The 13610-nt window shown below is 48.8% G+C and carries 8 protein-coding genes; 2 read left to right on the top strand and 6 right to left on the bottom strand.

Going from position 1 to position 13610, the window contains the following annotated elements; translation table 11 throughout:
- Positions 1-172 precede the first annotated feature (172 nt).
- From BM243_RS05960 to BM243_RS05950, 3 genes are read right to left on the bottom strand one after another with little or no spacing between them, the layout of a single operon-like run.
- The gene (locus BM243_RS05960; RefSeq protein WP_074911356.1) at positions 173-3145 is read right to left on the bottom strand and encodes a DNA topoisomerase (ATP-hydrolyzing); all 2973 of its coding nucleotides are present in this window, start codon (positions 3143-3145) and stop codon (positions 173-175) included.
- An 11-nt stretch (positions 3146-3156) separates the two neighbouring features.
- Complete coding sequence (locus BM243_RS05955) at positions 3157-5097, bottom strand: DNA gyrase/topoisomerase IV subunit B (protein ID WP_074911354.1); 1941 nt, start codon at positions 5095-5097, stop codon at positions 3157-3159.
- Positions 5094-5972 (bottom strand): methyltransferase domain-containing protein, encoded by an 879-nt coding sequence (locus BM243_RS05950; RefSeq protein ID WP_074911352.1) that lies wholly within the window; start codon positions 5970-5972, stop codon positions 5094-5096. The genes BM243_RS05955 and BM243_RS05950 overlap by 4 nt, the downstream gene beginning before the upstream one ends.
- A gap of 417 nt (positions 5973-6389) precedes the next feature.
- Between BM243_RS05950 and dusA the strand changes: the two genes are divergently transcribed.
- A complete protein-coding gene (dusA, locus tag BM243_RS05945) occupies positions 6390-7412 on the top strand; it encodes a tRNA dihydrouridine(20/20a) synthase DusA (RefSeq protein ID WP_207646168.1) in 1023 nt (340 codons plus the stop codon).
- 115 nt (positions 7413-7527) lie between these two features.
- Here the strand turns inward: dusA and BM243_RS05940 are convergent, their stop codons facing one another.
- From BM243_RS05940 to BM243_RS05930, 3 genes are read right to left on the bottom strand one after another with little or no spacing between them, the layout of a single operon-like run.
- On the bottom strand, positions 7528-8106 hold the full coding sequence (locus BM243_RS05940) for a TetR/AcrR family transcriptional regulator (protein WP_074911348.1): 579 nt from the start codon (positions 8104-8106) through the stop codon (positions 7528-7530).
- 11 nt (positions 8107-8117) lie between these two features.
- On the bottom strand, positions 8118-11615 hold the full coding sequence (locus tag BM243_RS05935; protein ID WP_074911346.1) for an FtsX-like permease family protein: 3498 nt from the start codon (positions 11613-11615) through the stop codon (positions 8118-8120).
- The gene (locus BM243_RS05930) at positions 11615-12316 is read right to left on the bottom strand and encodes an ABC transporter ATP-binding protein (protein WP_074911344.1); all 702 of its coding nucleotides are present in this window, start codon (positions 12314-12316) and stop codon (positions 11615-11617) included. The genes BM243_RS05935 and BM243_RS05930 overlap by 1 nt, the downstream gene beginning before the upstream one ends.
- Positions 12317-12615: 299 nt before the next feature.
- On the opposite strand from BM243_RS05930, the gene BM243_RS05925 reads away from it, so the two are divergent.
- Positions 12616-13536 (top strand): Gfo/Idh/MocA family protein, encoded by a 921-nt coding sequence (locus BM243_RS05925; RefSeq protein WP_074911342.1) that lies wholly within the window; start codon positions 12616-12618, stop codon positions 13534-13536.
- Positions 13537-13610 lie beyond the last annotated feature (74 nt).

The following is a 13610-nucleotide window of genomic DNA, read 5'->3' as shown; positions in this document are numbered from 1 at the left end:
CTTTATTTTTAATATGTCTCAAAAAACCAACTTTTACAAGTAATTCATTAAATTTTAAAACATCAAATCCGTTCAAAAATAGAACTTAGCATCTAGTGAAGGTATACCTAAAAAACGGACCAGCCTTCTACTAGGCTGATCCGCTTTTTCTAACCGTTCATTTTTGCTATTTTTAGTTCAGATCCACCTTGTTGATGGTATCTCCGAGGTACAGAGTCATGATGCTCTTTCCTCGGGTGGCACGGTTCTGAAGCTTGATGTCTGAAATCATCTGGGTCTCATCGGCATTTCCCTTGGATCCCACTACCATTTCCTTTTCATCGGTGATGATCTTCGCAAAGAACACCCGGTCTTCTTCCCGAAGATTCATTCCGAGAACCCCTGCTGCATTTTTCGATAACAAAGAGATGCTGCTGGATTCAAACCGGATGGCCATCCCTTTAGAAGACACCATGAGCATGGTCTCCTCCATATTTTCTGGGAAGGCTTCTGCATAGACCAGTTTATCCGTTGGTGTCTTGAACTTCACCACTTGCCCCTTGGTGGCATCGCCCTTGAAGTCTTCCACAGAGGTTCTCTTCACGATGCCTTCTTCGGTGGCAAAATACACTTCTTTCCCGGAATTTGTCTCCTCCTCCAGGGTAAAGACGCCCACCACCTTCTCATTCTTGTCGTAGTCATCATAAAGGTCCTGCATGAGGACGATTCCTGTAAGATTTTCAAACATATAGAGCGGAAGTTTATAGTAAGCCCCAAGACTCGTGACAATGACGAGGCTCTCATAGGACTCTCCAGAAGCCTTATAGAGATTTCGGGCTCTGCTGGCCCTTTGGGTCAGCTTGATTTCTCCTCGGTCGGACACTGTGACATTGAAGGCCTTGGCCTCATAGTCCTCCTCATAGTGGACACGGTAGACCTCATCCTTATCCGGCAGGGATAAGAACGGATCCGGCGTTGTCATACGGTCCTTCACCTCCACATGAGCCTCAGGCACCGTGAAGTCCAGACCGTTCTTTGTGAGGATCCTGATAAACTCAGGGGCCTTTGGCAGGTCCACAAGATGGAGCGCTTCCTTATGCTCATAAAGGAAATCCTTGTATTTTTTAGGAAGCAGTGCTCCTGCTGTATTCTCATAGTAGATCCTATGTTTTTCAAGGACCACAGACACCAGCTTCTCCTCCCCCTTCAGCTTCAGGGCAATGATCTTGGTGTAACTGGTCTTGAAGCTTTCAAGACTCGTTCTCTTCATGGCTCCGCGGGACGTGATGAACCGGAAGGTGCCTTCCTCTTCCGGATTCTCTAGGCTGAAGGCGCCAATGACAGACTCCTCATTGAAGTCAATGCCCTTGATGTAGTTGTCCAGACGTACGCCCTTGTCCTTCCACTTGTGTTCTGGCACATCCATGGTCTTCATCTGGTACAGCATTCCTGCATCCGTGAAGATATAAAGAAGATCCCGGGTGTTGCTCTCAAGAAGCACAGACAGACTGTCCCCTTCCCGGTACTCAATGGCAGAGGTGTCGGATGTGACCCTCTGGAAATTCTTTAGCGGTAGACGCTTGATGAACCCTTCCTTGGAGATGGTCACCGCCACGTCCTCCTGGACGATGATGTCCATGACATCAATGACCGCTTCCTCCTCATCCCGGATGATCATGGTTCTTCTTTCATCCCCGTGGGTTTCCGCCACTTCCAGAAGCTCCTTCTTCACCAGCTTGTTGAGCTCTTTTTCACTGCTTAAGATCTTCTCCAGGGACGCGATGAGTTTTTTCAGCTCATTGTGTTCTTTCACATAGGCTTTCAGTTCAAGTCCTGTGAGTCTGTAAAGCATCAGCTCCAAGATGGCTGTGGCCTGCTCCTCGGAGAAGCCGAAATTTTTCACTAGGTTCTCTTTGGCATTGGCCTTGGAACTTGAATCCCGGATGGTCTTGATGACTTCATCCATGATGTCGATGGCCTTCATGAAGCCTTCCACAATGTGGAACCTCTTCATGGCCGTCTCCAGCTCTTTCTTTGTTCTTCTTGTTAAGACTTCTCTTTGATGCTCCACATAGTAGCGGATCATATCCAGAAGACTCATGGTTTCGGGTTTTCCCTTATAGAGGGCCACCATGTTGAAATTCACATTGATCTGCAGGTCGCATCTTTTGTAGAGATAGAGAAGAATTTTCTCCGCTGTTTCCAGGTCCACCTGCTTTTTAAACTCAATGACCGCCCTGACGCCGTTTCGGTCGGACTCATCCCTAATGTCCATGATGCCTTCCAAGACCTTCTGGTGACGCTTGTCTGCCGTCATGGCAGAGATCTGCTGGAGAAGCTTCGCTTTGTTCTTTCTATAAGGAAACTCTCTGATGACCACGCCATAGCGTCCCGTGGTGAGCTTCTCCACTTTGGCATTGGCTCTTAATACGACTTTTCCTTCGCCCTTTTCATAGGCATCTTGTAGAGAGTCTCCTCCAATGAGAACACCCCCAGTAGGAAAGTCCGGTCCTTTGATGTGGTTCATGAGCTCTTTTACGGTGATGTCTTCCTTGTCAATGTAGGCGCACACCGCATCGATACTCTCTCTCATATTGTGAGGAGGAATATTTGTGGCAAGGCCGACGGCGATACCGAAGGCACCGTTCACCAGAAGATTGGGATATCTGGCCGGAAGCACCTTGGGCTCCAGCTCTGTATCCGAGTAGTTATAGGTAAAATCCACCGTGTCTTTATCAATGTCCCGGAGCATTTCCATGGCCCCGGGCGAAAGCCTGGCTTCGGTATAACGCATGGCAGCTGCACTGTCCCCATCAATGGATCCCCAGTTTCCATGGCCGTCAATGAGAGGCAGTCTTGTGGAGAAATCCTGAGCCAGGATCACCATGGCCTCATAGACTGAGGAGTCTCCATGGGGATGATACTTACCAAGGATGTCTCCCACCACTCTTGCGGACTTATAGTAGGGTTTATCCGGAAACGCCTTCAGCTGATAGGCACCATAAAGGATTCTTCTATGAACAGGCTTCAGGCCGTCCCTAACGTCTGGCAGAGCTCTGTCTTTCGCCACTTCCACGGCATAGGGTAGAAAATTGTCCGGCATGGCCTCTTCCAGAGGGACATTCAAGATGTTCTGATCTTCAGGAATTCTGTTGTCTTTCGCCAAAATGCCACCTCCTAAAATTCTGCATGTTTATAAATATAGTTTTTACGGGGCTCCACCACGTCGCCCATGAGTAGAGACACCATACGCTCCGCCCTGGCGGCATCATCGATGGTGACCCGAAGAAGGGTTCTGGTCTCTGGATTGAGGGTGGTTTCCCACAGCTGGTCCGGATTCATTTCTCCAAGACCTTTAAATCTCTGGATGTTGTAGTTTTGTCCAAACTCTTTCTTCAGCCCTTCCAGATCGTCATCAGAGTAGGCATACTTATGGACTTCACCCTTCTTGGTCTGCTTATAGACCTTGTAAAGAGGAGGCTGGGCCAGGTACAGCATGCCGTTGCTGATGAGGGGCCGCATATAGCGGTAGATGTAGGTGAGCCACAGGGTTCTGATGTGGTATCCGTCCACGTCGGCATCACTCATGATGATGATCTTCCCGTAGCGCACATCATCCAATTTAAAGCTCGTTAAGGTGCCGGTACCGATGGCGGTGTTGAAAAGCCTCAGCTCCTCTGAGCCCAGAACATTCTCCAGCTTCTGCTTTTCGGTGTTCATGATCTTTCCTTTAGAAGGCATGATGGCCTGGAACCGTCTGTCTCTTGCCTGCTTGGCGGATCCTCCCGCGGAGTCTCCCTCCACCACAATGAACTCCAGAACATTTTTGTCTCTGGACGTGGCCACGGCAATCTTTCCTGCCAGTGGAGACGTGCCTTTGCCCACCTTTTTACGTTCCATGTCGCTGATCTTCTTGATTTTTTCCCGGCGCGTGGCCGCATCAATGGCATTCATAATGAGCTGGGAGGCGATGTCTTTATGGTCTTCAATCCACTCATAGAACTTGGTGTACGCCAGATCATTCATAAGGGTATAGGCTTCAGAGTTTCCAAGCTTGTTCTTGGTCTGCCCTTCAAACATAGGGTTTGTGAGACGCACCTTCACAATGGCTGTCATCCCTTCCCGAAGATCGTCCCCTTCAAAGTTTTTGTCTTTGCCCAGGTTCAGCTTCTTTGCCCATTCCTTGAAGGCTCTCGTCATACCGGTCTTGAATCCCGTCTCATGGGTACCTGCCTCATTGGTGGGAATGTTATTCACATAGCTTGCAATGTTCTCCAAAGAAGAGTCTGTAAACTGCACACAGACTTCCCCTTCCAAGGTCACATTGCCGATGCTTCTCTCGCCTTCAAAATGGATGGGCTCCTCGTGGATCACGGTCTTGGACTCATTTAAGTAGGCAATGAAATCCAGAAGTCCCCGTTCACTGTGATAGGTCTTTTCTAAGGGTTCTTCCCCCCGAAGATCCTTTAAAACCAGGGTGATGCCCTTGTTCTGGAAAGAAAGCTCCATCATTCTCATGTCGATGATCTCGAAGCGGAACTCCACATTGGTGAAGACCTCCGGGTCCAGCATGAACGTGACTTTTGTTCCCTGCTTTTTTGTCGTGCCCACGGTTTCCAGCTTGGTCACGGGTGTGCCCGGCATCTTTCTGTCATACTTCTTGTCATAGGCATGTTCAAAACGCTGGCGGTAGAGTTTACCGTCCTTATGGACCTCCACTTCCAGCCACTTGCTTAAGGCATTGACCACAGAAGCTCCTACACCGTGGAGGCCACCTGAAGTCTTATAGTTTTCGTGGTTGAACTTTCCACCGGTGTGAAGCTCTGTATAGACCATTTCCACACCAGAAATCTTCTTGGTGGGATGTATGCCCACAGGAATGCCACGGCCATTGTCAATGACCGTGACACTCTTGTCCTTGTTCAAAATCACATAAGCCGTATCCCCATATCCATTGGTGATCTCATCAATGGCATTGTCGAGGATCTCCCATACACAGTGATGGACGCCCTTCTGTCCGGTGCTTCCTATGTACATCCCCGGACGGACTCTGACAGGCTCGAGTTTCTCCAGCGAAGTTAAGTCTTCTACACTATAGCTTTTATTCTGTTCACTCATAGAGACACTCCTTCCTCAATTTTCTTTGGATACCCGAAGGTGGCCAGATGCACATCGATGGTGACCTTGGACAGCTTGGCTCCGGGTTCCAGAATCGTTTTGTCCCACAGCATGGGCGTCATGAGAAGCAGATCATCCGCATAACGCTCTACCTTTTTCTGGGCTCTTATATCCCGCTCCTTATATACCACCGTGTGGCTTTTCAGATGGGAGACAATCTCTCCATTGTCATACTCGGACAGACCATAGAGCTTCCGAAGCTCCGTCAGGTACTTTGCCCCCGGAATCACCTTATAGGCACGGCCTGAAGGGGAAAGGACCCGCTGAAACTCTTTATAGCTGGCGGGAGAGAGGATGTTTAAGATCACATCAAAGGAATTGTCCTTAAAGGGCAGTGCACTGAGATCTGCCACAAAATAAAGGGCATCGTTCATTTTTCTGCCTGCCAGAAGGATCCCGTCCTTCGACAGGTCTACCCCTACCATGGATACCTGAAGACCTTTTTCTTTCAGTGCTTCTCCCAACATGGCCAGGTGACTTCCGTCTCCGCAGCCTGCATCAAGAATTCTGATGACGTCCCCTTCCTTTTCCAGAAGCAGGATGTCCTCGTAGATTTCTTCGGCCATGGCCGTTAAGATTTCTTCAAAAAAACCCTCTCCCATGACCCGCTCTCTTGCTTCCAGCATGGCTAAATTGTAGTATTCTTCTCCATAGCCCAGCACAAAGTTTACGGTGCCTTTTTTGGACACATCATAGGTATGGCGGTTTTTGCATTTTAAGCTTTTTTCTTCCACATGAAGCTCTTCTCTGCATTTCGGACAAAGAAGAAGGTCCATCTCTTTCATCTGAATGATTTTCTGATCCATTTTTTTCATCTTTTAAACTCCTGTCTTCTTTCTCTTAAAAAGAAGGTGTTCATTCGGTTTTTCCATGGGCTGCCATAAAGACTGCCGCATCTCGCATACTACGGTATTATAAGCCTGCACGCTAAACCCATTCTAAATTATAGCAGAAAAGCCCAGGGATTGGAAAATGAAACTTTGAGGAGAGCGTGTCTACGTCTTTTTCCCGTAAGGATACCCCACTATTTCTGCCCATCATCCTAGGACATTTCCCCGTTCCTTCCTGTTAATTTTCTATGAACTGGCTTTCAAACCTCTTTATGTTGAATGTATAATAAACAGATTATCCCCCAAAGGAATCCTTCAAAAATTGTCCATGAAGGATCTTAAGAACTGCCCCATGGAGAAAGCTATTTGATTCCATGGAAAAGATAAAGGAGTTTTAGCATCGTGCAAAGAATCAGTATTGCGCCCATGATTGACGTCACCGATCGTCATTTCAGATATTTCACAAGGCTTCTCACAAAGAAAGCCATGCTCTATACAGAGATGATCACCAGCAGCGCCATCCTCCACGGAGACCGGAAAAAGCTTCTGGATTTTTCTCCGCTTGAAAAACCCATCACCCTTCAGATCGCTGGCTCAGATCCCAGAGAGATTGCAGAAGCCATTAAAATTGCAGAAAACTGGGATTATGATGAAATCAACTTAAACGCCGGCTGCCCTTCCGACCGTGTCTCAGGAAATGACATGGGGGCCTCCCTCATGGCTTATCCGGATCTTGTGGCAGAAATCCTTAGTGAGGCAAGAAAGGTCACAAAGAAGCCTGTCACCGTGAAGTCCCGCATCGGCATTGATGGCACCAATGTGCTCCCTGAGTCTCTGCCCCGGGTGATGCTCGACCAGTATGAAGATCTTTCCCACTTTGTGAAGACGTTGAAAGACCGTGGCACAGAGCATTTCATCATCCACGCAAGGATTGCCATCCTTGCCGGCCTCAGTCCCAAGGACAACCGGGAGATCCCGCCTCTTCACTATGAAGATGTGTACCGCATCAAAAAAGAGTTTCCAGATCTTTTTGTGGAGATCAACGGTGGCATCCGGACAGTGGAGAGCATCAAACGCCATCTGAACCAGGTGGATGGCGTCATGATCGGCCGCGCTGCCTATGAAGATGCCTTTCTTCTTTCAAAAGTGGACGCACTTCTTCCCGGAGACACTTTACCTTCCCCCACAAGACGGGAGGTCATCGAGAACTTTCTCCCCTATGTGGCCCAGTTTGGCGAAGACAAACGGACGGCCCACCATGCGCTGAAAAACACCTTGGGTCTTTTCCACGAAAGACCTGGAAGCAGACTCTGGCGCCAGCTGGTCAGCAGTTCCCTTCACCCGGATATGACCGCAGAAGAGGTGCTTCGTAAAGCCCTCCGGGAACTTCCCGAAGAAATTCTGGACGAGTGGCCTGTGGTCTGACAGCTTCCTCTTTATTCAATACTTTCACTGCATAAATATAACCCCGGATGGCTTCCGGGGTTTCTTTTATCTTTATTTAAAGAGTCTTCATCAAATGTCCCACTTCTTCCAGAAATCAAAATTCTTTCAGAAGGGTACCCGTACTCAGCCCCAAAGCCTCTTCAATAAGGGTGCAGTGGACTTTGGGGTCTACGACCCCTTCCACATAAAGATCCGCGATGCCGTGGATGAGAATCTTCAGCATATACTCCGGATACTGAAGATTCAGATATCCTTCCTCCACTCCTTTTTGGAGCAGCACTTTCGCATGCCGAAGCGCAAGCTCCGAAAGGCTGGTCTTCACCAGTTCGAAAAGACCTGGATTCTTCGGAGTGATGCTCATGAGCGCCGGATGTTCCTGGATGGAGAGAAAAAACACCTTCACCACCTGACCCAGACGCCTGTGGAAAGAAAGCCCTTCCGTAGAAAGCAGCATTTTGATTTCTTTCTCCACACCTTCAGAAAAACTCTCCACCACAGCCTCCACCAGTTCCTCCTTGGAACGGAAGTAGTAGTAGATGAGCCCCTTCGCAACGCCCATGGTTTCTGCAATGTCATTCATAGACGTTTTCTGGATCCCCTTCTCTTCAAAAAGCCCCAGGGCAGTCTCCAGTATTTCCTGTTTCCGTTCCTCCGGATGTTTTGTAATACGCATAAGAAGTCCTCCTATTCCACAGATTTTAGTGAAGCAGCCATATCAATGCTCTGAAGCTTCTTCGACATGAAGAGATTCACAAACACTGAGAAGGCCATGGTGAGCACCATGGAATACAGGAAAGACAAGACATGAATGTTCCTGCCGAACATCATGGTGTCAATCTCCATGGTACGGATGACAAAAAGATGCAGACTGAAGCCCAGAAGAAGACCCACAAGGCTGCCCACAATGGTCAAAAACACATTTTCCCGGTACACGTAGGACGCCACTTCCTGGTCTCTGAACCCCAGCACCTTGATGGTGGCAATCTCTCTCAGCCTTTCTGTGATGTTGATGTTTGTCAGGTTATACAGCACCACAAAAGCCAGAGCTCCTGCTGCAAGAATGAGAATCACAATGACATAGTCTAAAGACGAGATGCTTTTTTCAAACTCCTCCTGGATGCTCCGAACCATCACTGTGGCCAGCACACCGTCGCTTTCCAGAAGCCGCTGACTCAGTGCCGTCTCATCCACCGTAATACCTTCCCTGTAGCGGAAGGCACCAGCATTAAACTCCGGCTGGCGGAAGGTGAGGCTTTCAAAGGCCTCCGGCGACATGTAGATGTAATGGGCGAGATAATTCTCTGTGATGTCTGTGACGGTGAAGGTATAGGTCCTGTTTTCCGCATCCTGATAAATGAGATCTTCTCCTTCTGATACCCCCAGAAGATTGGCCAGTTTCTCAGAAATCACCGCTCCCGTGTCCGGCAGCGGAATCTTCTCCTGGGATGTGCGGTCATGAAGATCAATGAAGCTTGCAAAGGAACCCTTCTCTTCCGGCACCATCAGCGTCGCTTCATACTCTCTGGTTTTTCCCGGCAGATGCACCCGGATGCTCTCACTTAAGAAAGCCCCATAGCGCTCTACTTCTCCTTCTTCTCCAAGAATTTCAGAAAGGTTTCTCTCTCCTTCCTCCTTGTCCATATTAAGCAGCGCCAGTCCGTCATAAAGAAAAATCTCCTCGAACTGCTTGCCCATGATGGCATTGACGGAATCTTGGATGCCAAACCCTGTGACCAGAAGGGCGGTGCAACCGGAGACCCCAAGCACCGTCATAAGAAACCTCTTTTTATATCGGAAGATGTTTCTGAAGGTCACCTTGTAGGAAAAGCTCATACGCTTCCAGAGAAGTGGTACTCTTTCTAGAAGAATTCTCTTTCCTGGTTTTGGAGCTTTGGGCATCATGAGATTGGCCGGTGTTTCCCGAAGCTCCGAAAGGGTAGCGAAGAGGCTTGCGGATACTGTAGTAAACACTGCAATGGCCGTGGAAAGAACCGCCAGGTCCAGATGAAACGGTGTCAGCACATAAGGCGTGTTGTACATGGCTCCGTATACTGTGATGATGATATAAGGGAACAGCTTGAATCCAATGGAAAAGCCTAGGATGCTGCCCAGAACGCTGGCAAGCAGCGCGTAACTGATGTATTTCATGGCGATGGTAAAGGTGGTATATCCCAAGGCTTTCAGTGTGCCAATCTGGATCCTTTCCTCCTCCACCATTCTCGTCATGGTGGTGAGGCACACCAGGGCCGCCACCAGGAAGAAAAACAGCGGGAAGGTGGTGGCCAGGGACCCCAGCCTGTCTGCATCGTTTCCTAGAGATCCGTAGCCCGGGAATCCTTCCCGGTCATAGACAAACCATTCTTTGGGAATCTCCAGAAGAGAACGCTCCGCATCAAGGATTTCTTTTTCCGCATCGGCAATCTTCCTCTCGGCATCGGCTTTCTCGCTGGCAAAGGTTTCTTCCCCCTCCCGAAGCTCCGCCTTTCCTTTCTCCAGTTCCTCTCTAGCCTCTTCCATGGAGGCCTTGAAGGTCTTTTCTCCTTCCTCCAAAGCTTTCTCTCCGTCTTTTAAGGTCTTCTCACTGTCATCCAGTTTCTTTTTGGCGGCATCCAGCTCTGCCTTTCCAGCATCCAGCTCCTTTTTGCCCTCTGCCAGCTCCCTTTCCCCTTCCTGGTATTCCAGCAAGCCTTTGTCATAGGCAGCTTTACTCTCTGCGAGGGTCTTCTGTCCTTCTTCGTAAGCAAGGACGCCTTCGGCGTAGTCTTTCTTCGCACTTTCCAGGGTATCCGTGAGCTGAATGATTCCGCTGTCCAGAGCCGTCCTTAAAGCGTTCACAAGATTCGGGTCATTATAAGGGACGCTCTCTTCCAGAAGCCTTGCAAGGTCCGGTGAAAACACCCGGATGTCCTCGATGATCTGTCTGTACTCTTCCTCAGTCAGTTCACCGCCCGTCTCCGGAAGGCTGGCCCGGATGTCTATTAACCCCTGAAGGGCACTCTCCAGGAGTGCAATCTGCTCCTTGGCAGAGTCCAATTGAGCTTTGGCAGAAGCAAGCTCTCTTTCTCCTGCGTCAATCTGGTTCTTTGCAAGATCCAGGGTGCTCTTTGCGCTTTGAAGCTCTGCCCGCCCATCCTGATAGTCATTGTAGCCTTCCAGCCAGGAAGCATACCCTTCAAAGTAATCTTCCCGGCCTTTCACCAGGGCTTCTTTTCCATCCAGAATCTCCTGGCGCTTTTCCTGGAACTCCTGGGTATACTTCTCCTCTTCCGATAGAAGCTTCTCTTCTCCCTCCTGGATCTCTTCCCTTGCCTGTAGAAGCTCTTCCTGGGCATCTGCAATCTTCTTCATGGCATCATTTTTCTCGGATAAAAACTCTGCACGCCCTTCCTCCAGTTCTTCCCGGAGGTCTTTGGTGTCCCTTTCCATGGCCAGCTCTCCCAAAGCGGAGAAGGAGGATAAAAGAGGTTCATGATAGGTCTTATACCCTTTAGAATAGGCTTCCAGATCATCAGACATCACGGTCTTCACAAAGAGATCCGTATAGTGTCCCATGGAGAAGTCCTCCTGGGGCACATAAGCGAAATAATCGATGGAGCCGTCTCCGATGTTGGTCTGTCCTCTTTGAAAACTGATATAGAGGGGGGACATGATAAACCCCACCACTTGATAGGTGTCCTCTTTAATAGAATCAGAAAGTTCTTCCCCATTGGGGAGAGAAAGGGCTACTTCATCTCCCAGGGAAATGGAGAGGCCGTTTTTTGCGCCCATCTCCAGAAGGATCTCTCCAGAGGCTTCCGGCAGTCTCCCTTCCAGCACTCTGGGCTCATTCTGAAGCCCCTCTTTCCCAATATCATAGCTGAACACTTTTGTCACAGCTGTTTCTGCAGAGGACGACACAAAAAGATCCTTGCTGTAGCTTCTAAGCACCTCAAGCACCTCTGGAGTCTCTTCCACAGCTGCAAGATCCTCCTCCTGATATCCTAAGGGATTGAAGATCCTGAAATTCGCCAGGTTATAGTCTTTATAGTAGGCATCCGCCGACAGCACCATATCCGGTTTGGTGGCATTGATGCCTGAGAAGAATCCTACACCCAGGGCAATCATCACCAGGATGGAGAAAAATCTGGCCTTGCTGCCGGTGATGGCCCGATACAGGTCCTTCTGAAACGCATTCTTCGCCATTACCACTCAATCCTTTCCACAGGCACAGGATTCTCATTGACATAGAACTCCCGGACCTTGCCGTTCTTCATGCGGATGACCTTATCAGCCATGGCCGTTAAGGCCGCATTATGGGTGATGACCACCACGGTGACGCCGCGTTCTCTGGAGGTGTCATGAAGAAGTTTCAGGATATTTTTTCCTGTCTGGTAGTCCAGAGCACCCGTGGGTTCATCACAAAGAAGAAGCTTCGGATTTTTGGCAATGGCTCTGGCGATGGCCACCCTTTGCTGCTCTCCACCGGAAAGCTGGGACGGGAAATTGTTGGCGCGCTCGGAAAGCCCCACCAGATCCAGGACCATCTCCGCATCCAGGGGATTCTTGGATATCTGGGACGCAAGTTCCACATTCTCCACAGCGGTTAAGTTCTGCACCAGATTGTAAAACTGGAACACAAATCCGATGTCAAATCGGCGGTACTCTGTAAGCATCTTCCTGTTATATTTGCTGATGTCTTTTCCGTCCACCAGGATCTTTCCGCCGTCTGAGGTGTCCATGCCGCCCAGGAGGTTTAACACCGTGGTCTTTCCTGCTCCGGAGGCCCCCACCACCACGGCAAAGTCTCCTTGATCAATGGAAAAGTCCACACCGTCCACGGCGGTGATGGTGACTTCTCCCATCTTATATCGTTTCTGGACATTCTCCAGTTCTATAAATGCCATTTTTATTCACCTTTTCTTTCTTTTGGTATATGCTTCATTTTATCACTGACTGACCGATAGTCAATGAATAAACCCTTAAATATTTCGGAAAGATAATCTGTCTTTTTATGTTTATAAGCAGAAAACTCCACGCCTTGTCTATTGAATAAAGATATGGAGAAAAGTAGTCCCTTTCTCCACGTCTTTTACAAAGCTTCTGTTGTCACCATAGGCGATTCTAGCTATAATGAGGATATATACTGAAATTATCTGAATTTAGAGAAGATTATCCAATGCCTGATCGCGTGGGAGGAATAAAAATGGATGAAAGAATCAAACTGGGACTGGTGGGATTAGGTTCCATCTGCAGAAAAGCCTATATGCCTGTACTCTCCAAGGAAACCAAATGGACTTTAGTGGGAGGATATGCCAGAACAAAAGAAAGACGGGACGCTTTTGAAAAAGAATACCGGGTCAAAGCCTATGAAAGCCTTACAGCTCTTTCTGAAGATGTGGATGCTGTCATCATCAATGCGTCCACAGACAGTCATTTTACCTTGGCCAAATTTTTCCTGGAAAAAGGCATCCACGTGATGATCGATAAACCTCTTGCACCTACGGTGGAGGAATGTGAAAGACTGGTCTTCTACTCTGTTCACCATCAGGCGAAGCTCATGGTGAACTTCAACCGAAGATTCGCCCCCCTTTATCAGGCGGTGAAAGACGAGATCACCCCCACCTCTCTCATCCGGATCGTGAAGAACCGCTGCGGCCGCATCGGACCGGAAGATGCTCTCTTCACGCTCAATGATGATTATATCCATCTGGTGGACACCGCCAGGTGGCTGGTGGACGGAAAACTCATCATGGAGGACGGGAATATTGAGGTGAATGGCGACAATCAGCTCATCTACGCAAAGCACAGATTTGTTAGCCCAGAAGGGCTTCAGGTGGAGACCCTCCTTCATCGGGATTCTGGAAAAACACTGGAACTCATGGAACTGGTGAAAGAAGGAAAAACCATCCGGGTCATCGATCTTGCAACCATGGAGACCGATGTGAAGAACGAAACCAGAATCAAATCTCCTTCCCAATGGGATACGGTGGAAAAGGTAAAGGGCTTCAGCGATGCCATCGACGCCTTTTCCGATGCCATTCTACTCAACCATGAAATGCCTTCTTCCGGTATGGAAGCTCTGGCTACTCAAAGAGTCATGGATTCCCTTTTAAGAGGCATCTGATCATTAAAGCAGAACCCCGACCATCACGAAACAGTTTTTTAGTCTTACTGTTCGGCGATGGTCGGGGTTTTTAT

Source organism: Proteiniclasticum ruminis, from assembly GCF_900115135.1.
GTDB classification, from domain to species: domain Bacteria; phylum Bacillota; class Clostridia; order Clostridiales; family Clostridiaceae; genus Proteiniclasticum; species Proteiniclasticum ruminis_A.
Note: the sequence above shows the minus strand (reverse complement) of the source record. Positions and strands in the feature narration are given on the sequence as shown.

Excerpts from the sequence above, each read along its gene's own strand:
- BM243_RS05955 (WP_074911354.1), bottom strand. The coding sequence starts at position 5,097 with ATGAGTGAACAGAATAAAAGCTATAGTGTAGAAGACTTAACTTCGCTG.
- BM243_RS05950 (WP_074911352.1), bottom strand. The coding sequence starts at position 5,972 with ATGAAAAAAATGGATCAGAAAATCATTCAGATGAAAGAGATGGACCTT.
- BM243_RS05940 (WP_074911348.1), bottom strand. The coding sequence starts at position 8,106 with ATGCGTATTACAAAACATCCGGAGGAACGGAAACAGGAAATACTGGAG.
- BM243_RS05935 (WP_074911346.1), bottom strand. The coding sequence starts at position 11,615 with ATGGCGAAGAATGCGTTTCAGAAGGACCTGTATCGGGCCATCACCGGC.
- BM243_RS05930 (WP_074911344.1), bottom strand. The coding sequence starts at position 12,316 with ATGGCATTTATAGAACTGGAGAATGTCCAGAAACGATATAAGATGGGA.
- BM243_RS05925 (WP_074911342.1), top strand. The coding sequence starts at position 12,616 with ATGGATGAAAGAATCAAACTGGGACTGGTGGGATTAGGTTCCATCTGC.